The following is a 20561-nucleotide window of genomic DNA, read 5'->3' as shown; positions in this document are numbered from 1 at the left end:
AGTGCGGGTGGTGACGCCCTCAGGTCTCGTCCGGGCCGGTCCCGGGGACCTCGTGCCCGGGCTCCGCGGGCCGGGCTACGTACCGCAGTACGCCCCACATGCTCTCGGGGCGCGCCTCGTGCGGGGCCGGTTCGCGGCAGGCCTCCAGCTCGCGCAGCAGACCGGGCCCGTCGGTGCCGGAGCCGATCAGGACGAGCCGGCTCACGCGCGCTTCGCCCCGCCCCCAGGGTCCCGGGGCGAAGCGGAGGAAGCGGCCGACCGCGTGGACCTCGTAGCGCTCCTCGTGCCCGGGTACGCCGAAGTGGACGAAGCCCTTGATCCGGTAGAGCCCGGCCGGACGCCGGTCGAGGAAGTCGATGAACCGGCGCGGGGACAGGGCCTGTTCGGAGGTGAACTCCGTGCTCTCGTACGCGGCGTGCGCGTGACCGCAGCGGTCGTGGCCGTGGTCGTGGCCGCCGGCCTCCGCGAGCAGGTCCTCGAAGGAGAGCTGCCCGCGGGTCTCGGTCCAGGGCCGCCGGTCGAAGAGCAGTTCCGGATCGATCCGCCCGTGGTCGGTGGCCATGACCGGGGTGCCCGGGGCGCAGAGCACGGCGAGCTCCTGCTCGATCCGGGCCCGCTCGGCCGCGTCCACCCGGTCGGTCTTGTTGAGTACCACCAGGTCCGCGACGGCGAGGTGGCGGTCGGTCTCCGGGTGTCTGGTCCGGGTGGCGTCGAATTCGGCGGCGTCCACGACCTCCACCATGCCGCCGTACCGGATGGCCGGGTTCTCGCTGGCCATGAGCATCCGGATCATCTCCTGGGGCTCGGCCAGTCCGCTCGCCTCGATGACGATCACGTCGATCCGGTGGACGGGGGCCGAGAGCTTCTCCAGGTACGCGTCGAGTTCGCTGCCGTCGACGGCGCAGCACAGGCAGCCGCCGCCGAGGGAGACCATGGAGTCCCCGACCTGTCCGGCCACCGACATCGCGTCGATCTCGATCGATCCGAAGTCGTTGACGACGACCCCGATGCGGGTGCCCCCGCGACTGGCGAGGAGGTGGTTCAGCACGGTGGTCTTGCCGGATCCGAGGAAACCGGCGAGGACGACGACGGGGATGGGCTGCCTGCTGTTCACCCGGTCGATCGTAGCGAGGCTCCGTCAGCGCAGGGGCGGCACCGGATGGGGCGGGGTGGGGCCGGTGTACCGGGCGGCCGGACGGATGATCTTCGAGTCGGTGGCCTGTTCGAGGATGTTCGCGCTCCAGCCGACCACGCGGGCCGCGCAGAAGGTCGGTGTGAACATCTCGCGCGGGAGCCCGCAGAGCTCCATGACCACGCCCGCGTAGAACTCCACGTTGGTGTGCAGTTCCCGGCCGGGCTTCAGTTCGGCGAGGATCTCCTCGACCTGGCGCTCGACCTCGACGGCGAAGTCCACGAGGGGGCCGCCGAACTGGCGGGCGATCTCGCGCAGCATGCAGGAGCGGGGGTCCTCGGTGCGGTAGACGGGGTGGCCGAAGCCCATGATCCGGTCGCCCGCCAGGACCCGCTCGCGGATCCACGGCCCGATCCGGTCCACGGTCCCGATGGCGTCGAGGGTGTCCAGGGCCCGGCTGGGGGCGCCGCCGTGCAGGGGGCCGGAGAGCGCGCCGATCGCCCCGGTCAGGCAGGCGGCGACATCGGCGCCGGTGGAGGCGATCACCCGGGCGGTGAACGTCGAGGCGTTGAAGCCGTGGTCGACGGTGGATATCAGGTACCGCTCGACCGCGCGGGCCCGGACCGGGTCGGGTTCCCGGCCGGTCAGCATGTAGAGGTAGTTGGCGGCGTACGGGAGGTCCTCGCGCGGCTCCACCGGCTCCAGGCCCTGCCCGAGCCGGTGCAGGGCGGTCAGCAGGGTCGGTACGGCGGCGCAGGCGGCCAGCGCGTCGGCGGCCCGGCGGCCGGGGTCGAGGTCGTAGACCGGGCGGAAGCCGGTGCAGGCGCCGAGCAGCGAGAGCGCGGTGCGCAGCCCGGCCAGGGGGCCGGAGAGCCGGGTGGCCCGGGCCAGGGCCGGCAGGGCGTCCCGCACCTCCTCGGGCAGCCGGCGCAGGGGTGCGATCTCGGCCGCGAAGGCGGCGCGCTCGGCGGCGTCGGCCGGGAGCGTGCCCCGGAACATCAGGTGCCACACGTCCTCGAAGCTGCGGGTGGCGGCGAGCTCGACGGCCGAGTACTGACGGTAGTGGTAGAAGCCCTCCCGGCCCCGGACGTCGCCCAGCCCGGTTTCGGTGACCACGACTCCCGCGAGGCCGCGGGGTACTTCCAAGGTGGTGTTCATGGATCGACCATCCATGATGGATTCAATCGCTGTCAATATTGATTGAATCAATATATCCGTCCATCTGTAGGGTGTTCGTCATGAGCGACCAGACGGACAGCGGGCGCAGGCTCAGCACGCAGGAGGCGGCCCGCGCACTCGGGGTGAAACCGGCGACCGTGTACGCGTACGTCAGCCGGGGCCAGCTCACCAGCCGCCGCGATCCCGCCGGGCGGGGCAGCAGCTTCGACGCCGCCGAGGTGGAGGCGCTGGCCCGGCGGAGCCGGCGCGAGGCGGCGGCCCCCACCGGGGAACTCTCCGTCCGTACGGCGCTCACCCTCATCGAGCCCGACCGGTACTTCTTCCGCGGCGTGGACGCCGTGGAGCTGGCCTCCCGGTACCGCTACGAGGAGGTCGCCGAGTGGCTCTGGACGGGCACCCTCACGCCGGGGGCCCGGTTCACCGCGCCCCCGCAGGCTCTGGACGCGGCCAGGCGGGCGGTGGCCGCGCTCCCGGAACACGGCGGCCCCATCGACCGGTTGCGGGTGGCGGTCGCCGCCGCCGCGGTGGCGGATCCGCTGCGCTTCGACCTGTCCGAGGAAGCCGTACTCGGCTCCGCGCGCGCCCTGATCCCCACGCTGGTCGGCGCGCTGCCCGCGGCGGGCCCGGCCCGGTGGGCCGGCGACGGCCGGATCGCCCGGCAGTTGTGGTCGCGGCTGACGGCGCGGGAGCCGGACCCGGACGCGCTGGCCGTGCTGGACCTTGCGCTGGCCCTGCTGGTCGACCACGACCTGGCCGCTTCGACCCTGGCCGTACGGGTGGCCGCCTCCGCGCGCGCCCATCCGTACGCGGCGGTGTCCGCCGGGCTCGGCGCCCTGGAGGGCCCGCTGCACGGCGCGGCCGGACGGCTCGCGCACCGGATGCTGGTGGAGGTGCTGGAACAGGGCGGGGCCGCGCCGGTGGTGGCGGAGTACCTGAGGGCGGGACGCCGGGTCCCCGGGCTCGGCCACCGGCTGTACCAGGGCGAGGACCCTCGCGCGCGGGCGCTCTTCGCCCGGCTGGAAGGGCTTGAGCAGGCCGGTCCGGCGCTGAGTGCGGCGCGCGAGGTGGCCATGGTGATGGCCCGGCAGGGCGGGCTGCACGCCAATGTGGACCTGGCGCTGGCCGTGCTGACGGTGTCGTGCGGGATGCCGCCGGAGGCCGGGGAGACGGTCTTCGCGGTCGCCCGTACGGCGGGCTGGATGGCGCACGCGCTGGAGGAGTACCAGGAGCGGCCGCTGCGGATGCGGCCGAGCGGGCAGTACCACGGCCCCCGCCCACCCCAGCCGATGCCGTGACGGGTCCGGCCAGCACCGTCTCCGGCCCGCCCTGGCGCCGGTCCCGGACCTCAGGCGGCCCCGGACGTCAGGCCGCCCCGGACGTCAGGCGGCCCCCCACGGGCTGTGCCACCGCTCGGCGATGGCCGTCGCGCGCGCGAAGTGGCCTGCGGCCTCGTCCTCGCGGCCCAGCAGCACGGCCAGTTCACCCAGGGTGCGGGCGACCGGGCGCACCGCCACGGTGAACCCGGAGGAGGGCGGCGGGGCGTCACGGTACGGCAGCAGGGCCGCGTACAGCTCCTCGGCGCCCGTCCGCTCCCCGAGCATGACCAGGGTCATCGCCCGGAAGGTCGCGAAGACCTTGAAGAAGTAGTCCGTCCGCAGCGGCCCCGCCCGGTCGAGGACCTCGCGGGCCTCCCGCTCCTCGCCCGCGGCGGCCAGCGCGACCGCGAGCAGGTCCCCGGCCGGCGGGCCGAAGGCCGCGTACACCTGCCGCAGCCGCGGCAGCGACTCCGCGAGCCGCCCCTGGCTCACCCGCAGCGTCGCGATCGCGACCGCGAGGATCCCCTCCGCGTGCGGGGATCCCTGCCGGGCCATCCGCGCGGCCGCCTGCCGGTAGAGGTTCTCCGCCTCCTCGAACCGCCCCTCGACGTGGGCCCAGGTCGCCTCTACGGTCTCGCCGACGGCGACCGGCCCGGACATCCGGTAGGTCCGCGCGAACCGTGTCCACCGTTCCACGAGCCGACGGGCGCCGGCCACATCGCCCTCGGCGGCCAGCGCCGTGGAGCGGATGAACATCCCGTACCACTGGTGGCCCGGCAGCTCGTGCGCGGCGCCGATCCGTTCGAGTTCCCCGCCCAGCGCGGCGCGTTCGGGCCATTCCAGGTCGGCGTCGAGTTCCTTGGCCAGCGCCGCGAGCGCCCCCGCCCGCAGCACGGGGTCCCCGGTGCCCTCCGCGAGGGCGAGCGCCTCGCGCGCCGCCGCCCGTACGCCCGCCACCTTGGCGTCGGACAGCTCGGCGGCGTACGCGCCCAGCAGCCCGCACCGTACGGCGGGTGCGTGACCGGGCCGCGCCAGCAGGCGCTCCAGCAGCTCCACCACCGGTCCGTCGACCACGCCGTAGGGCCGGGTCTGCCACGGGGTCGGCTCGGTCCATGCGGTGAACGCCGCGATCAGCAGGTCGTCCCGGCCGGCGCCGACCGCGCGGTCGATCGCGGTACGCCGGGTCGTGCGGGCCGCCATGACCGCCCCCGCCCGCACCTGGGCCCGTACCATCCGGCCCAGCAGCTCGGCGCGCTCGGCGTCCCGGTCGGCGCCGGACGCCGCGGGAATCCGCTCGAAGCACTCCACCGCCTCGGCGAGCAGCGCGGCGGCCACGTCATGGGCGAAACGGCTCTCGGCGAGCCCGGCGGCCCGCAGGCAGTACCCGACCGCCTTCGCCGCCGTCGCCGAGGAGGCCGCGCGTACGTGGTGGTGGGCCAGTGCGGAGACGTCGTCCGGGGCGAGCCGCTCCAGGCAGGCCGCGATCCTGCCGTGCATCCGCGAGGAGCGCAGCCGGCTGAGGTCCGCCAGCAGGGTGTCGCGTACGAGCGCGTGGGCGAACCGGACCCGCCCGGGCTCGGGTTCGACCAGCATCCCGGCGAGCAGACCGGCCTCCAGCGCGCCCAGTACGCCGTCCTCCCCGGTGTCCGCCGCCCCGGCCAGGACCTCGACGCCGGACTCCCGTCCGGCCACCGCGGCCAGGCGCAGTACGGCCACCACCGCCTCGGGGAGGCGTCCGAGCCGCCGGCGCAGTACGTCCCGTACGCCCTCGGGCACCTCGGACAGCGCCACCAGCGAGCCCTCGCTGCCCAGCAGCCTGGCGCTCTCCCGGACGTAGAAGGGGTTCCCTCCCGTACGTTCGGCCAGCGCGGTCATGACCTCCGCGTCGAGCTGCGGGCCCCCCACGGCACGGACCACCTCGGCCACGGCCTCCTCGGTGAGGCCGCGCAGCGCGATCCGGGCCGGTGAACGCCGTGCCAGTCCGGCCAGGGTGTCGCCGAGCCGGCCCTCCGTGTCCTCCGGCCGGTACGCGCCCACGACGAGCAGCGCGGTGCCCGGGGGGAGTTCGGCCGCACCCGACAGCAGGGCCAGCGTCTCGGCATCGGCCCAGTGCAGGTCGTCCAGGACGACGGCGACGGGCCGCCCGCTCGCGGCCTCCGCCAGCCACCGGCCGACGGCGCGGTGCAGCCGGAACCGCCCGGCGGCGACATCCTCGCCGACGGCCGCACGGCCGGTGGCGGGAGCTGCCTCGGTCAGGAGGGGCGCCAGCGCGGCGGCGGCCGCGGGCCCGGGCGGGGCGGCCACCGCGACGGCGCTCAGTGCTTCGACCCAGGCCCAGGCGGGTGGCGCGCCCTCGGCGTCGGTGGTGCGCCCGAAGGCGACGAGCCAGCCCTCGGCGCGGAGCCGGTCGCCCAGAGCGTGCAGCAGCGCCGTCTTGCCCAGCCCGGCCTCGCCGGTGACCAGCGCGACGCCGGGGCCGGCCGCGCGGGCCCGGTGCGCCGCCGCTGTCAGCCGCTCCAGTTCCTCCTCGCGCCCGACGAACAGCTCGGCCCCGGTGGCGGCCGGCGCCGCGGGCTGCACCGGCCGTGCCGCCGGGCCCGGCGCCACGGACCGCTCGGGCGGCGCGGGGACCACGGGCTCCGTTGGCCGCGTGGCCTCGCGCAGCACCCGGTCGTCCTGGGCCAGGACCGCCTTCTCCAGCTCGACCAGGGCGGCACCGGGATCCAGTCCCACTTCGTCGGCCAGTACCGTCCTGGCCCGGCGCAGTGCCGAGAGCGCGTCGGCCTGCCGGCCGGCCGCCCACAGCGCGAGGGCGTGCAGCCGCCAGGCCTCCTCCCGCAGCGGCTCGTCACGGGTCAGCGACGCGGCCTCGGCGACCGCCCCGGCGATGTCGGCGCCGCCCCGCAGCCCGGCGGCGATGCCGAGTTCGCGGGCGGCCAGCCGCAGCTCGCCGAGCCGCATGATCTCGGCGTGGGTCCACGGCTCGTCGGCCGTCTCCGCGTACGCCGGCCCCTGCCACAGCGCCAGCGCCTCGCGGAGCAGGGCGCCGGCGGTGTCCGGCCCGGCGGGCAGGGCCGCGCGGGCCCGGCCGAGCAGTCGCTCGAAGCGCCAGGCGTCGACGGCGTCCTCGGGAAGCCGCAGCGCGTACCCGGGCGGCGCACTCACCAGCAGGCGGGCGGGGGTGCGCGGGGCCCGGCCCGGTTCGAGGAGGCGGCGCAGGTTGGAGACGTAGGCCTGGAGCGAGGCGACGGCCCGGGCGGGGGGCGCCCCCTGCCAGAGCTCCTCGATCATCCGGTCGACGGACACGACCCGGCCGCGCGCCGATACGAGCAGGGCCAGTACGGAGCGCTGGCGGTGGCCGCCGAGCGGGATCGCCTCGCCGTCCCGCTCGGCCGCGAAGGAGCCGAGTACGCGTATGTGGACCATGACTCCACCAACGTACGCCGCGTCGGTCAACTCCGGCCCTCACAAGGCCGAATGACGTCACGGAACCTTCCAAGCAACTTCCAAGAACCCTCCATGTAGCGACGTCGAGTCTCTTTCCATGAAGACGACACAGCCACGGACGGCACGAGCTCCGCGATCGGAGGGGAGCACGGCACGGCCGAACACCCACGAGATGGTGGTCATCCACCGCGGCCTGCGCCGCGAGGCGCGCCTGCTGGTCGAGCTGATCGCCGCGGTGGCCCCCGGCGACACGGCGCGGGCACGGGTCCTCGGGGACCACTTCCGCGACTACCGGCTCGGCCTGACGGGGCACCACCACGGCGAGGACGAGTACCTGTGGCCGCCGCTGATGGCCCGGGTCGACCTCGAAGCGGATCTCGTCCTGCGCATGGAGGCCCAGCACGAGCGGGTGGCTGCGAGTCTCGCGGCCGCAGGGGAGGCCCTGCCCGCCTGGGAGAGCCGGGCCGGGGAGGCGGAACGCGACACGCTCGTGTCGGTCCTCGCCGAGCACCGGACCGTGTTGCTGGAGCACCTGGACGACGAGGAGGAATCGCTCCTGCCGCTCGCCGCCCGCCACCTGTCCGCGCACGAGTGGGACCGGCTGGGCGAGCACTTCCTGGCCGCCACGCCCAAGCCCAAGCTGCTGTTCTTCCTCGGGATGGTCCTGGAGGACGCCGACCGGGCCGAGCGCGCGGCGATGCTCGCCGCGCTGCCCCTCGCCGGGCGCCTGTTGTGGCAGACCGTCGGGCGTCCCGCCTACGTCCGCCGGCGGCGCACCGTCCGCCGCGCCGCCGCTTCGCGCTGATCCCCCTGCCCTCCGCCGGCTCTCTCACCCACCTTCAGGAGAACTCCCATGTCCCTCAAGCGCCTCACCACCGTCCTGGCCGCCACCGGCGGCGCGTTCATCCTGTACGTCGGGCTCAGCTACCTGTTCGCACCGCAGGCCACGGCCGCCGACTTCGGGCTGCCGACCTGGCCGCAGCACGACGGCGCCGCCTTCCTCGCCGTCAAGGGCGTACGCGATGTCGCGACCGGCCTGGTCGTCCTCGCGCTCCTGCTCACGGGGCAGCGCCGGGCGCTCGGCTGGGCGCTCGCGGCGATCACCTTCGTCCCCGCCGGCGACATGGTGATCGTCCTTGCCAACGACGGACCCGCGGGTCAGGCCTACGGGGTCCACGGGGCCACGGCCCTCGCCGTCGCCCTGACCGCGGGCCTCCTGCTGCGCGAGCGTCCGGCCCCTGCCGTCCGCGCCGCCACCGAGCCGGCCCGCACCTGACCGCCCACCCGCCCGCCCGCCGTCACCGGCTCCCACCCCCATCCCCCCTCTCCCACCTCTCCCACCTCTCCCAGGAGCAGACGACATGTCCCTGACCGTGCCTTCCTTCGACGAATCGGTGATCGTGCGCTCGGCCGCGACCGAGACGATCGGCGCCGCCCCGACCACCATCCGGCTCCTCGCCGACAGCGGTTCCACCGGCGGCGCCCTGTCGACACAGCGGGTGAGCCTGCTGGACGGCGCCGACGGGGCCGCGCCCCACCACCACTCCCGGTCCGCCGAGCTCTTCTACCTGCTCGACGGCACCGCGCAGCTCCTGTCGGGCGACCAGGTGGTGACCGCGGAACGCGGCGACCTCGTCATCGTGCCGCCCGGCCTCGATCACGCGTTCGCCGCCGCGCCCGGTGAGAACGCCGACATCCTCATCGTCATCACGCCGGGCATCGAACGGTTCGAGTACTTCCGCCACCTGGAACGGATCGCCTACGGGAAAGTGCCGCCGGAGTCCCTGCTGGACGTCCAGGAGCTCTACGACACCTACTTCACCCGCAGTGAGGTGTGGAACACGGTCCGGGCATGACGGGAGTGGGGTACCCGACAAGCCGGGCGTAAGCATTCCGCTTGTGCCGGTGCCGACCTACCGTTGCTGCCCATGCGGTTCCCCCTCATGAGCGCTCGGCGCCTCGGGCTGCCCAGACGGGCCGTCTCCCAGATCCTGCTGACCCAGCTGGCCATCGCCGCCGGGGTCGCCGTACTGGCGACCGGGCTGTTCCTGGCGCCGCTGAGCGCCCAGCTCGACGACCAGGCCATGCGGCGCGCCCTGGCCATCGCGCAGAGCGCCGCGGCCGATCCCGCGCTGGCCGCCGGGGTCCTCGACTCCGGGGCCTCGGCCGACAGCCCCGTGCAGTCCTCGGCCGAGCGGATCCGCCGGGCCACCGGAGCCGAGTACGTGGTCGTGCTCGACCTGGACGGCATCCGCCGCTCGCACCCGAGTGCGGACCGGATCGGGCTGCCCGTCTCCACCGACCCGAGCGATGCCCTGGCGGGGCGCGAGGTCATGGAGATCGACGAGGGCACCCTGGGCCGCTCCGCCCGCGGCAAGGTCCCGCTCCTCGCGGCCGACGGCGAGATCGTCGGCGCCGTCTCGGTCGGCATCGCTTACGACAGCGTCCGCGACCGGCTGCTCGGCGCGATCCCCGGCCTGCTCGCCTACGCGGGCGGCGCCCTGGCGGCGGGTGCCCTCGCCGCCTACCTGCTCTCCCGCAGGATCCAGCGGCAGACCCGCGATCTGGCCTTCTCCGACATCGCCGGCCTGCTCGCCGAGCGCGAGGCCATGCTGCACTCGATCCGCGAGGGCGTGATCGCCCTGGCCCCCGACGGCAGCGTCCGGCTGGTCAACGACGAGGCCGCCCGCCTGCTGGGCCTCGCCCCGGACGCCGCCGAGGGCTGCGCGGGGCACCCGCTGGAGGACGTACTGGGGGCGGGCCGCACCGCGGACGTCCTGTCGGGCCGTGTCACCGGCCGGGACCTGCTCACCGTCCAGGGTCCCCGGGTACTGGTGGCCAACCGCATGCCCACCGAGGACGGCGGCGCCGTCGCCACCCTGCGCGACCGCACTGAGCTGGAGCACCTGGGCCGCGAGCTCGACTCCACCCGGGGCCTGATCGATGCCCTGCGCGCCCAGGACCACGAGCACGCCAACCGCCTCCACACCCTCCTCGGCCTGCTGGAGCTGGGCCTGCACGAGGAGGCGGTGGAGTTCGTGACCGAGGTCGCCGGCGTGCACCGCACCACGGCCGAACAGGTCACCGAGAAGGTCCACGACCCGCTTCTGGCCGCCCTGCTGGTGGGCAAGGCGACCGTCGCCGCCGAGCGCGGTGTCCCCCTGCGTCTGGCCGGCTCCACCCTCCTCCCCGACCGCCTGGTGGACCCGGGCGGCCTCGTCACGATCCTCGGCAACCTCGTGGACAACGCCCTGGACGCCGCCGCGGGTTCAGCGGCGCCCCTGGTCGAGGTGGAGCTGCGCGCGGAGGGCCGTACCGCCGTGCTGCGGGTGCGCGACAGCGGCCCCGGGGTGCCCGCCGCGCGCCGTGAGGAGATCTTCACGGAGGGCTGGTCGACCAAGCAGCCCAAGGCCCACCGCGAGCGCGGGCTGGGCCTCGCCCTCGTACGCCGCCTCGCGGAGCGGCAGGGCGGCAGCGCCCGGGCCGGTGAAGCAGCGGACGGAGGGGCGGAATTCTCCGTCGTACTCCCGGAGGCCCTGCGGTGAACGAGACCCCGATCCACGTATTGGTCGTCGACGACGACATGCGTGTTGCCCGGATCAACGCGGCGTACGTGGCGAAAGTTCCCGGATTCCTGGTGACGGCGCAGGCCCATTCGGCCGCCGAGGCCCTGGAGTTCCTCACCTCACATCCGGTGGACCTCGTCCTCCTGGACCACTACCTGCCCGACGAGAACGGCCTGGACCTCGTCCGGCGCCTGCGCCAGCTCGGCCACCGCACCGATGTGATCATGGTCACCGCCGCCCGCGACCTCGCCACCGTGCAGGCCGCCATGCGCCTCGGCGCCCTGCAGTACCTGGTCAAACCCTTCACCTTCGGCGGACTGCGCAGCCGGCTGGAGGCGTACGGGTCCCTGCGCCGCACCCTGGACACGGGCGGCGAGGCCGAACAGGCCGAGGTGGACCGGATCTTCGGCGCCCTCGCCGCCGCAGGATCCCCGAACGAGCTCCCCAAGGGCCACTCCGCCAGCACCGCGGAGCTCGTCCGCCAGGTGCTGCGGTCCGCCGAAGGCCCCTTGTCCACCCAGCAGATCGCCGACCGCGCGGGCATCAGCCGGCAGACCGCCCAGCGCTACGTGAAGCTCCTCGAACGCACCGCCCGGGTCAGCCTCGCCCTGCGCTACGGCGAGACCGGCCGCCCGGAGCACCGCTACACCTGGCTCCCGTCGGAGGGGCCGGCCTGACGGCGCCCGGCCGACCGGCAGCCCCGGCCGACCATCCGCCGCACCGCCGCTCCACCGCTCCGAACACTCAGACCGCTCCGGCTCCGGTCAGAGAGCGGACCTCCGTCTCCGCGTGCTTCGCCTCGTCCGCCTCCTCGCCCGAGGTGACCGTGCCCAGCCAGCCCGCCAGGAAGCCCAGCGGGATCGAGACGATCCCCGGGTTCTGGAGCGGGAAGTACTGGAAGTCCACTCCGGGGAAGAGCGATTCGGCGCTGCCCGACACCACCGGCGAGACCAGCACCAGCAGCACCGCCGGAATCAGGCCGCCGTACACCGACCAGACGGCTCCGCGCGTGGTGAAGCCGCTCCAGAAGAGCGAGTACAGCAGCACCGGCAGATTGGCCGAAGCCGCCACCGCGAACGCCAGCCCCACCAGGAACGCCACGTTGAGGTCCTGGGCGAGCAGCCCGAGGGCGATCGCGACCGCCCCGATGCCGACGGCCGCGACCCGGGCCACCGCGACCTCGCTGCGCTGCCGGGCGTGGCGACGCTTGAGGGAGGCGTACAGGTCGTGGGCCACGGAGGCCGAGGAGGCCAGGGTGATGCCGGCGACGACGGCCAGGATGGTGGCGAAGGCGATGGCGGCGACGAAGGCGAACAGCACCGCGCCCCCGGTGGAGCCGGCGCCCCCGCCGAGGAAGGCCGCCAGCAGCGGAACGGCCGTGTTCCCGGAGGCGTTGGAGGCCCGTACCTCGTCCGGTCCCACCAGCGCGGCCGCCCCGAAGCCGAGCACGATGGTCATCAGGTAGAACCCACCGATCAGCGCGATCGCCCACACCACCGAGCGGCGGGCCGACCGTGCGGTGGGCACGGTGTAGAACCGCGACAGGATGTGCGGCAGCCCGGCGGTGCCGAGGACCAGCGCCAGACCGAGGCTCATGAAGTCGACGCGGGCGGTCCAGTCCCCGCCGTACTTGAGGCCCGGGCTCAGGAACGCCCGGCCGTGCCCGCTGCGGTCGGCGGCGCTGGTGAGCAGCTGGTCGAAGTTCCCGTGGAAGCGCAGCAGCACGAGCACGGTCAGGGTGATCGCGCCGCCCATCAGCAGCACGGCCTTCACGATCTGGATCCAGGTGGTGGCCCGCATCCCGCCGAAGGAGACGTAGACGACCATCAGCGCCCCGACCCCCACCACGGCGAGGGTCCGGGCGGCGGGGCCCGAACTCCCGAGCAGCAGGCCGACGAGACTGCCCGCGCCGACCATCTGCGCGATGAGGTAGAGCACGGAGACGACGACCGAGGAGGTGCCGGCCGCGATCCGCACTGGACGTTCGCTCATCCGGGCGGCGACCACGTCGGCGAGGGTGAAGCGCCCGCAGTTGCGGACCAGTTCGGCGACGAGGAACAGCACCACGAGCCAGGCCACGAGGAAGCCCACCGAGTACAACAGCCCGTCGTAGCCGAAGAGGGCGATCAGGCCGGAGATGCCGAGGAACGAGGCCGCGGACATGTAGTCGCCCGCGATGGCGAAACCGTTCTCCATCGGGGAGAACAATCGCCCGCCCGCGTAGAACTCCTCAGCCGACCCGTGCCGGTTCCGGCTGACCCAGGTGGTGATGCCGAGGGTCACCGCGATGAAGACGCTGAACAGGATCAGCGCGAGGGTCTGGTGCTCGGTGGTCACCGGCCGGCCCTCCCCGCCCGGGTCCGCTCCTGGCCGCGTTCCTGCTCGAAGACGGTCCAGCGCAGATCGAGCGCGGCCCGGTCCCGGCGCAGCCGTGCGTGCCGGGCGTACGCCCAGGTCAGCAGGAAGGTGCTGAGGAACTGGCCGAGCCCGGCCAGCATGGCCACGTTGACCGCGCCCACCACGGGCCGGGCCATCAGGCCGGGCGCGGCGGTGGCGGCGACCACGTAGGCGACGTACCAGAGGAAGAACCCTGCGGTGGCGGGGACGACGAACCTGCGGTAGCGGGTGCGAACCTCCTGGAAGGCGGCGCTGCGCTGCACTTCGAGGTAGATGTCGGATGCGCCGGGCGCGGGGCGCCCGCCACCGGGGACCGGGACCGGCTGGGACGTTTCCTCACCCTCGCCCCACCCGACGGCCAGCGCGTCGTACCAGGGGTCGTCGAGCCGGATCGTTCCGGTATCACGACCTTCGTGCTTGTCCACCGAACTCTCCTTGTCCGCTGCCGCATTGGCCGCGTGCCCACAAGGATGTGCGGAATGGGCGCTTTCCGGACTGGTGTACCGGTGCTCTTCACTCCAACAGGTGATGGAGCGAAGAGCACCGGTCTGCCGTGGCGCCTTCGGTGTTCGGTGCCGCCGCGCTCCGGCGGCACCCGGATCAGGCGTCGATGCGCGAGCGGTCCAGGGTCGCCGCGGAGCTCGTGATGAACTCCTTGCGCGGGGCCACCTCATTGCCCATGAGCAGGTCGAAGACCTGCTCGGCCGAGTCCAGGTCGCCGATGTTGATCCGGCGCAGGGTGCGGAAGCGGGGGTCCATGGTGGTCTCCGCCAGCTGGTCCGCGTCCATCTCGCCGAGGCCCTTGTAGCGCTGGATCGAGTCCTTGTACCGGATGTTCTTGCGCTGGTACTCCAGCAGGGTCTGGCGCAGCTCGTTGTCCGAGTACGTGTAGACGTACTTGTCCTGGCCCTTCTTCGGCTGGACCAGCTCGATCCGGTGCAGCGGCGGCACGGCCGCGAAGACCCGGCCGGCCTCGACCATCGGCCGCATGTACCGCTGGAAGAGCGTGAGCAGCAGGCAGCGGATGTGCGCGCCGTCGACGTCGGCGTCCACGAGCAGCACGATCTTGCCGTACCGGGCGGCGTCAATGTCGAAGGTCCGGCCCGAGCCGGCTCCTATGACCTGGATGATCGCCCCGCACTCGGCGTTCTTGAGCATGTCCGAGATCGAGGACTTCTGGACATTGAGGATCTTGCCGCGGATGGGCAGGAGCGCCTGGAACTCCGAGTTCCGGGCGAGCTTCGCGGTGCCGAGGGCGGAGTCGCCCTCGACGATGAAGAGCTCGCTGCGGTCCACGTCGTCGCTGCGGCAGTCGGCCAGCTTGGCGGGGAGCGAGGAGGTCTCCAGCGCGGTCTTGCGACGCTGCGCCTCCTTGTGCTGACGGGCCGCGATCCTGGTCCGGGCCGCCGCGACGATCTTCTCCATCACGGCGCGGGCCTGCTGCTTGTCGTCGCGCTTGGTGGAGGTCAGGAAGGCCTTGAGCTCCTTGGCGACCACGGCGGCGACGATCCGGGTGGCCGCGGAGGTGCCGAGCACCTCCTTGGTCTGGCCCTCGAACTGCGGCTCGGCGAGCCGGACGGTGACGACGGCCGTCATGCCCTCCATCGCGTCGTCCTTGACCACGTCGTCCTCGGCGACGCGCAGCAGCTTGGCCGAGCGCAGCACCTCGTTCACGGTCTTGGCGACCGAGCGCTCGAAGCCGGAGACGTGGGTGCCGCCCTTGGGGGTGGCGATGATGTTCACGAAGGACTTGACGTTGGTCTCGTACCCCGTGCCCCAGCGCAGGGCGATGTCCACGCCGAGCTCGCGGGTGACCTCGGTGGGGGTCATGTGGCCGCGGTCGTCGAGGACCGGGACGGTCTCCTTGAAGGTGCCCGTGCCGGTCAGGCGCAGGACGTCGCAGACGGCCTTGTCCTGGGCGAGGTACTCGCAGAATTCGCTGATGCCGCCGTCGAAGCGGAAGGTCTCCTCGGTCTTGCCGGCCCCGTCGATGCCGCGCTCGTCGCGGACGACCAGGGTCAGGCCGGGGACGAGGAAGGCGGTCTGGCGGGCGCGCTGGTAGAGCGTCTCCAGGTTGAGCCGGGCGTCCTTGAGGAAGATCTGGCGGTCGGCCCAGTAGCGGACCCGGGTGCCGGTCCTGCCCTTGGCGACCCGCTTGACCTTGCGGAGGCCGTTGGCGGGGTCGAAGGGGCTCTCGGGGCCCTGCTCGGTGAACATTCCCGGGACGCCGCGCCGGAAGCTGATGGCGTGGGTCGCGCTGTTGCGGTCGACCTCGACGTCGAGGCGGGCGGAGAGGGCGTTGACCACGGAGGCACCGACGCCGTGCAGGCCGCCGGAGGCCGCGTACGAGCCACCGCCGAACTTGCCGCCGGCGTGCAACTTGGTCATGACGACCTCGATGCCGGACAGGCCGGTCTTGGGCTCGACGTCCACGGGGATGCCGCGGCCGTTGTCCCGGACCTCGACGGAGGCGTCCTCGTGGAGGATCACCTCGATGTGGTCGCAGTAGCCGCCCAGGGCCTCGTCGACGGAATTGTCGATGATCTCCCACAGGCAGTGCATGAGGCCCCGGCTGTCGGTGGAGCCGATATACATGCCGGGGCGCTTGCGGACGGCCTCCAGCCCTTCGAGGACGAGCAGGTGCCGCGCGGTGTAGTTGGAACCGTCCCGGTCTGCTCCGGACAGCAGCGCGCTGGAAGGCACGGACGTGTCGGCGGTCACGCAGTTCGCTCCTCGCTGAATTTCTTTTCTGGCCCGGTCGGGCGCAGGGGTGGCTCGGGTGCCGCTCGAAGGGTACCGAGGCCAGGTAGAGCCGATGCAACGCCACCCTCGCGCATTCCTCAGCCTAGTCCAGATCCGTACGGATGTTCGATCCCCCGCGCGGGTGAAGGAAACATCACGTTCCCTTCCGCGCATGAACCATTTAGGGTTCGGGCACGTCCTCATGAACAACCTGGCACTCACGCCGGGGGAGGATGGAACTGCAACAAGCGCACGACTGACAACGCGAAACCGTAAAGCAACGCAATACGGCTCCTTCGCCGCCAACCGGCAACAGCCGGCCAGCTTCGGAAGGAAGTTTCGAGGAAAAGCCGCGAGCGGGAACGTTTTCGGCCTGGTTGGATGTTGACCCTGGTACGACAGCTCGTCGAGCTAGAGAAGAGGCGACGTGACTACTGTTCTGACACCCGCGACCCCGCTGACGGCCGCTGACCGATGCGACCGTTGCGGCGCCCAGGCATATCTGCGCGTCGTCCTGCTGAGCGGCGGTGAACTGCTCTTCTGCGCCCACCACGGGCGCAAGTTCGAGCCGGAACTCAAGAAGATCGCCGCGGAAATACAGGATGAGACCGAGCGGCTCACGTCCGCTCCGGCTGCCAATGCCGAACCCGAGGACCGCTGACACAGGCCTGCACCTCGCATCCGACGAGCCAGGACCGGCCAGGCCGGTCGACGGGCGGCACTCCTGAGACCCAGGGGTGCCGCCCGTCCTCACATCCGCGACCCTGCGGCTAGGGCGTGCGATGCCCCTGTACGGGCCCTGCGTACGGCCCAGAGGCCCCGCGGGCGTCCCACCCGACGCCCTGGACCTTCTCGGGCTGCGCGCCCGTCTCCAGGGCCAGCACGAAGTCGACCAACGGGGCGACACGCGTGTAGACCCCAGGGCTGTCGGCGCGCCCGCAGCCCCGGCCCCACGAGACCAGCCCGATGAGCCGCCCCTGGGCCACCAGCGGCCCGCCGCTGTCGCCCTGGCAGGCGTCCTTGCCGCCGCCGCTGTCCCCCGCGCACACCATGGACTCCGCGCGGTACTGCCCGTCCGCGTCCCCGGGGTAGGCACGCCCGCAGACCTCGTCCGCCAGCACCGTCACCCCAGCGGCACGCAGCCCGTACGCGTAGTCACCAAAGCCGCTCGTGTCGCCCCAGCCGTACACCGCCGCCTCGGTCCCCGCCGCGTAGGCGGGATGCCCCGCCCCCGCCATGGGCAGCACGTAGTGGGCCGGTACCGACTCGGCCAGCTCCAGAACGGCGAGGTCCCCGGCATTGCTCGCCGGGTCGTAGGCCGGGTTCACCCTCGCCCCGCGCACCGCGATCTCCCGGCCCTCGGCCGCCCGGAGCTCCGTACGTCCGGCGATCACCCGGAAGTCGGCCACGGATTCGACCGGGCCGCCCAGCACCTGGCTGCCCAGGCAGTGCGCCGCCGTCAGCACCCTGGTCGGGGACACGACCACGCCTCCGCAGAACTGCCCGCCCCGCGTACCCCCGAACCGGTCACGGCTGGCGAGGGCGACGACCCAGGGGCTGTCGGCCACCTTCACCGGCTTCCCGCCGATCACCACGCTGTCCGCGGCCGCGTGCGGCACCTGGGCGAACGGCGCCGCGGCCGCTCCCGCCGCCAGGGTCAGCGCTCCCGCCAGAGCACGGGCAAAGGGACGACGCATGAGGCCTCCTGACTCCGAGTGTGCATGACTCCACCCAGAGTGGGTCGCCCGGTGGCCGGGCGCACCCGCGCGGCCACCGTCGCCCTGTCGTCCCCATCGGCTTTCGGCGGCGGCCGGCGCCACCGAAAGCCGCCCGGTCAGTCCAGGTAGTCGCGCAGCACCTGGGAGCGGGACGGGTGCCGGAGCTTCGACATCGTCTTCGACTCGATCTGGCGGATCCGCTCACGCGTGACCCCGTAGACCTTGCCGATCTCGTCCAGGGTCTTGGGCTGGCCGTCCGTGAGGCCGAAGCGCATCGAGACCACGCCGGCCTCGCGCTCGCTCAGGGTGTCGAGCACCGAGTGCAGCTGCTCCTGCAGCAGCGTGAAGCTCACGGCATCGGCCGGGACGACCGCCTCGGAGTCCTCGATGAGGTCACCGAACTCGCTGTCGCCGTCCTCGCCGAGCGGCGTGTGCAGGGAGATCGGCTCACGGCCGTACTTCTGGACCTCGATGACCTTCTCGGGGGTCATGTCGAGTTCCTTGGCCAGCTCCTCCGGGGTGGGCTCGCGGCCCAGGTCCTGGAGCATCTGGCGCTGGACGCGGGCGAGCTTGTTGATGACCTCGACCATGTGCACCGGGATACGGATGGTGCGTGCCTGGTCGGCCATGGCGCGCGTGATCGCCTGCCGGATCCACCAGGTGGCATAGGTCGAGAACTTGTAGCCCTTGGTGTAGTCGAACTTCTCGACCGCGCGGATCAGACCCAGGTTGCCCTCCTGGATCAGGTCCAGGAAGAGCATGCCGCGGCCCGTGTAACGCTTGGCGAGGGAGACCACGAGGCGGAGGTTGGCCTCCAGCAGGTGGTTCTTCGCGCGGCGGCCGTCCTCGGCGATGATCTCCAGCTCGCGCTTGAGCTTGGGCGCCAGCTTGTCGGAGTTCGCCAGCTTGTCCTCGGCGAACAGACCCGCCTCGATGCGCTTGGCGAGCTCCACCTCCTGCTCGGCGTTGAGGAGGGGGACCTTGCCGATCTGCTTGAGGTAGTCCTTGACCGGGTCGGCGGTGGCGCCGGCGACCACGACCTGCTGGGCGGGGGCGTCGTCCTCGTCGTCGGAGATGACGAAGCCCTTGTTCTCCCCGCCCTCCTCCTCTTCCTCGGCCTCGGCCTTGGCGGCGTCGGGACCCTCGTCCGCGGTCTCGTCCTCGTCCGCGTCCTTCTTGGAGGCGGTCTTCTTCGCCGCCGTCTTCTTGGCAGCGGTCTTCCTGGCGGGCGCGGCCTTCTTGGCCGCCGTCTTCTTCGCCGCCGTCTTCTTGGCGGCGGGCTCCGTTCCGGGTTCTCCCGCGAGAGCTTCCGCGATGTCCGCGTCCGCCGGGACCGCGGTGGCCGCGGGCTGCGCCGCCGTCGTCCGGGCCGCCGTCTTCTTGACGGTCTCGGTGGCCGTCCGCTTGGCCGGGCTCTTGGCTGCGACGCTCTTGCGGGTGGTGCGCTTGGGCGACTCCGCGGCACTGACCATCAGCGTCACACCCTCTTCCTCGAGGATCTGGTTGAGGCTGCGCAGAACATTCTTCCACTGGGTCGCAGGAATCTGGTCAGCCTCGAAGGCCCGACGCACGTCATCGCCGGCGATCTGCCCCTCGGCCTTGCCCCGCTCGATGAGCGCCATCACAGACTCGGAATCGGCGATCTCCGGCGGGAGCGTACGGGATGTGCTGGCCGACACGAACAACCTCTCGGAACGATGGGAACGGCTTCCGACCCCGGGCCTGGTGGTGCTGGACCGGAGCCGACGACCACCGACCGGGGATGGGCCGGCGGCGCGGGCAGGGGCCGGGGAGCTGCACAGCACCCCCAAGGGCTGCTGTCTTCCCTCCGTCGGCCATCACCTCTTACGTCATCGCGTGACCTCGCAGAGCGTTACGCCCAATCTTCGTGGCCCGAGTCACACCCCGTACGCACGAGTGCCGCTCCTGTGGTCGAACCCGGTGTTCCGTGTATGCCGAACCGCCACGAAACGGGGCCTCACGCCGGTGTCGCCGGACCCGACCGGGCCCGGCGACATGTTCTGCACCCCCGCACCCCCGCGCGTCCGCCCGTCAGTGCTCGCGCGGGGCGGGGACCACGCGCTCGACCTCCGGATGAACCGTCAGGAGCTGGCGCATGGCGTTCTCGGCACCCGTCGCGTCACCCGCGGCGAGGGCCTCGACCATCCGAGCGTGGTGCGCGACGCAGGTCTCGCTCGGGCGGTCGCAGGCGGTGATCGGGCTGCCGGAGACCTGGAGGGCGGCGGAGACGATGCCGGCAAGGTGCTCCAGCATGCGGTTTCCGGCGACCTGGATGAGGAGCGCGTGGAATTCGTTGTCGGCGCGCGCGAAGGTGATCGCGTCGCCCTGGCCGAGGGCGTGGCCCATGATCTCGACCATGTCCGCGAGGCGCTGCTGGATGTCCGGCCGGCCGTGGCCGGCGGCGAGGCGGGCGGCGAGCGGCTCGATGGTCCAGCGGAGCTCACCGAGCTCGCGGCGCTGGTCGTCGCGCTGTGGGCCGAAGGCGCGCCATTCGATGATGTCGGGGTCGAGCAGGTTCCAGTCGGCGACGGGACGGACCCGGGTGCCGACGTTGGGGCGGGCGCTGACGAGGCCCTTGGCCTCCAGGACCCGCAGCGATTCGCGGACGACCGTGCGGGAGACCTCGAAGCGCTGGCCGATCTCCTCGGGGACCAGCGGGCGGTCCGCACCGAGGTCACCGGAAACGATCATCTGGCCGAGTTGCTGGACGAGTTGGCCGTGCAGTCCGCGTCCGCGGCTGCCTGCCGCTCGGCGGCCCACGCGGCTCAACTCGACGTCGGCACCGTCCCAGTGGGGTGCTCCGACGCGGTCGGACCCGGGGGTCTCCGCGTAGGGATAGCGGTCGAGTTCGCCCGGGCCGGCGAGGCCGGAGTCGGCGTGGCGGGCGGCGGTCATCATGGTGTGCGCAAGGGTACTCACGAATCCTTTGTCGGCCGTGCCTCCATGACCCTTGAGGTCTTTGGTGAAAAGCACACGAAAGGGTGATCGGTGCCACCTACGCAATTGACGACTTATCGTAAAGAACCAGACCTTTTGCGGGGAG

The 20561-nt window shown here is 72.8% G+C and carries 16 protein-coding genes; 7 read left to right on the top strand and 9 right to left on the bottom strand.

The genetic code is table 11. From position 1 onward, the window contains the following. Positions 1–19 precede the first annotated feature (19 nt). A complete protein-coding gene (locus ACZ4YL_RS11665) occupies positions 20–1114 on the bottom strand; it encodes a CobW family GTP-binding protein (RefSeq protein WP_468115732.1) in 1095 nt (364 codons plus the stop codon). A gap of 24 nt (positions 1115–1138) precedes the next feature. Then, entirely contained in the window at positions 1139–2305 is a 1167-nt protein-coding gene (locus tag ACZ4YL_RS11660) for a citrate synthase (RefSeq protein ID WP_468115730.1), read from the bottom strand. Between the two features lie 65 nt (positions 2306–2370). On the opposite strand from ACZ4YL_RS11660, the gene ACZ4YL_RS11655 reads away from it, so the two are divergent. Then, positions 2371–3606, top strand: a complete 1236-nt coding sequence (locus tag ACZ4YL_RS11655; RefSeq protein WP_468115728.1) for a citrate/2-methylcitrate synthase — start codon at positions 2371–2373, stop codon at positions 3604–3606. Between the two features lie 84 nt (positions 3607–3690). Here ACZ4YL_RS11655 and ACZ4YL_RS11650 read toward each other — a convergent pair whose 3' ends face one another. Beyond that, positions 3691–7053 carry a BTAD domain-containing putative transcriptional regulator gene (locus ACZ4YL_RS11650; RefSeq protein WP_468115726.1) on the bottom strand — a complete coding sequence of 1121 codons (3363 nt, stop codon included), beginning with the start codon at positions 7051–7053 and terminating at the stop codon, positions 3691–3693. Positions 7054–7246: 193 nt separating this feature from the next. On the opposite strand from ACZ4YL_RS11650, the gene ACZ4YL_RS11645 reads away from it, so the two are divergent. The 5 genes from ACZ4YL_RS11645 (at position 7247) to ACZ4YL_RS11625 (ending at position 11317) form a co-directional block, all read left to right on the top strand. Next, positions 7247–7879 carry a hemerythrin domain-containing protein gene (locus tag ACZ4YL_RS11645; protein ID WP_468115724.1) on the top strand — a complete coding sequence of 211 codons (633 nt, stop codon included), beginning with the start codon at positions 7247–7249 and terminating at the stop codon, positions 7877–7879. Positions 7880–7927: 48 nt separating this feature from the next. Next, complete coding sequence (locus ACZ4YL_RS11640; protein WP_468115722.1) at positions 7928–8350, top strand: DUF4267 domain-containing protein; 423 nt, start codon at positions 7928–7930, stop codon at positions 8348–8350. Between the two features lie 85 nt (positions 8351–8435). Further along, on the top strand, positions 8436–8930 hold the full coding sequence (locus ACZ4YL_RS11635; protein ID WP_468115720.1) for a cupin domain-containing protein: 495 nt from the start codon (positions 8436–8438) through the stop codon (positions 8928–8930). A gap of 87 nt (positions 8931–9017) precedes the next feature. Then, entirely contained in the window at positions 9018–10619 is a 1602-nt protein-coding gene (locus ACZ4YL_RS11630) for a sensor histidine kinase (RefSeq protein WP_468115718.1), read from the top strand. Between the two features lie 38 nt (positions 10620–10657). Further along, positions 10658–11317, top strand: a complete 660-nt coding sequence (locus ACZ4YL_RS11625) for a response regulator (RefSeq protein WP_468116252.1) — start codon at positions 10658–10660, stop codon at positions 11315–11317. A gap of 67 nt (positions 11318–11384) precedes the next feature. Here ACZ4YL_RS11625 and ACZ4YL_RS11620 read toward each other — a convergent pair whose 3' ends face one another. From ACZ4YL_RS11620 to ACZ4YL_RS11610, 3 genes are all read right to left on the bottom strand, one after another. Next, positions 11385–12977, bottom strand: coding sequence for a solute symporter family protein (locus ACZ4YL_RS11620; protein ID WP_468115716.1), 1593 nt, complete (start codon positions 12975–12977; stop codon positions 11385–11387). Then, positions 12974–13462, bottom strand: coding sequence for a DUF485 domain-containing protein (locus ACZ4YL_RS11615; RefSeq protein ID WP_468115714.1), 489 nt, complete (start codon positions 13460–13462; stop codon positions 12974–12976). The genes ACZ4YL_RS11620 and ACZ4YL_RS11615 overlap by 4 nt, the downstream gene beginning before the upstream one ends. Before the next feature lie 175 nt (positions 13463–13637). Next, the gene (locus tag ACZ4YL_RS11610) at positions 13638–15758 is read right to left on the bottom strand and encodes a DNA gyrase/topoisomerase IV subunit B (RefSeq protein WP_301365909.1); all 2121 of its coding nucleotides are present in this window, start codon (positions 15756–15758) and stop codon (positions 13638–13640) included. Positions 15759–16206: 448 nt separating this feature from the next. On the opposite strand from ACZ4YL_RS11610, the gene ACZ4YL_RS11605 reads away from it, so the two are divergent. Beyond that, a complete protein-coding gene (locus ACZ4YL_RS11605) occupies positions 16207–16440 on the top strand; it encodes a DUF7455 domain-containing protein (protein ID WP_030016583.1) in 234 nt (77 codons plus the stop codon). Between the two features lie 109 nt (positions 16441–16549). Here ACZ4YL_RS11605 and ACZ4YL_RS11600 read toward each other — a convergent pair whose 3' ends face one another. The 3 genes from ACZ4YL_RS11600 to ACZ4YL_RS11590 all read right to left on the bottom strand — a co-directional run bounded on the left by ACZ4YL_RS11600 (position 16550) and on the right by ACZ4YL_RS11590 (position 20437). Next, entirely contained in the window at positions 16550–17476 is a 927-nt protein-coding gene (locus ACZ4YL_RS11600; RefSeq protein ID WP_468115711.1) for a serine protease, read from the bottom strand. A 137-nt stretch (positions 17477–17613) separates the two neighbouring features. Then, positions 17614–19176 (bottom strand): RNA polymerase sigma factor, encoded by a 1563-nt coding sequence (locus ACZ4YL_RS11595; protein WP_468115709.1) that lies wholly within the window; start codon positions 19174–19176, stop codon positions 17614–17616. Between the two features lie 373 nt (positions 19177–19549). After that, entirely contained in the window at positions 19550–20437 is an 888-nt protein-coding gene (locus ACZ4YL_RS11590) for a FadR/GntR family transcriptional regulator (RefSeq protein WP_468115707.1), read from the bottom strand. Positions 20438–20561 lie beyond the last annotated feature (124 nt).

It is taken from the genome of Streptomyces sp. NPDC030021, assembly GCF_055574035.1.
The sequence above is the reverse complement of the archived record's forward strand: the minus strand, read 5'-3'. Positions and strand labels throughout refer to the sequence as shown.